This is a genomic window from Paenibacillus hemerocallicola (assembly GCF_006265175.1).
In the GTDB taxonomy this organism is placed as follows: Bacteria; Bacillota; Bacilli; order Paenibacillales; family NBRC-103111; genus Paenibacillus_AB; species Paenibacillus_AB hemerocallicola.
This window is the reverse complement of record NZ_VDCQ01000158.1, coordinates 1-841: the sequence shown is the minus strand read 5'-3', so window position 1 is coordinate 841 and position 841 is coordinate 1. Positions and strand designations below refer to the sequence as shown.

Sequence of the window (841 nt, the reverse complement as noted above, 5' to 3'; positions counted from 1 at the left end):
AAAAACATTGACGCTGCGGACGACGAGCAGCCTCGTAGACTACATTGCATGGACGTCCGACAAACCGGCGGTCGTTGATCCGTTAAACGGCGACGTCGTCAGACCGGCAGCAGGCCAGCCCGATGCAGTCGTAACGCTGACGGCTCAAGTCAGTTTGAACGGGTACTCGGAAATCCGTACATTCGCCGTGAGCGTAAAAGCTCAAGAACCCGTTAACAACGAGAAGGCCGAAGCGATCGAAGCCGCGATAAAAGCGATCGAAGCGGTGGGAACGCCTATTACGTATTCCGCCGATCTAGAGGTGAAGCTTGCACAAGCGGACACTGCCATTAAGACGGCCAAATCACACGGTGCTACAGATTCGGATATTACCAATATGAGCAAGCTGACCGCAGCCAAAGAAACCGTGAGCGGTTGGAAGGAGAAAGTCGCACTGGAGCGCCTGAGCTTGACGATCGGGTACCAAAGCGGAGACGACGCGGCCTCGGTCACGAAAACATTGACGCTGCGGACGACGAGCAGTCTCGTAGACTCCATTGCATGGACGTCCGACAAACCGGCGGTCGTTAATCCGTTGAACGGTCAAGTCGCCAGGCCAGTAGCTGGCCAGCCCGATGCAGTCGTAACGTTGACGGTCCAAGTTAGTTTGAACGGTTACTCCGAAGTTCGTACATTCGCCGTGAGCGTAAAAGCTCAAGAACCCGTTAACAACGAGAAGGCCGAAGCGATCGATGCCGCGATAAAAGCGATCGAAGCGGTGGGAACGCCTGTTACGTATTCCGCCGATCTAGAGGTGAAGTTTGCACAAGCGGACACTGCCATTAAGACGGCCAAATTGCAC

General features: G+C 54.8%; 1 protein-coding gene. It reads left to right on the top strand.

The features are described 5' to 3' along the window. The coding region (locus FE784_RS41505) for an immunoglobulin-like domain-containing protein (RefSeq protein WP_176706883.1) at positions 1–841 on the top strand (841 nt) is incomplete at both ends.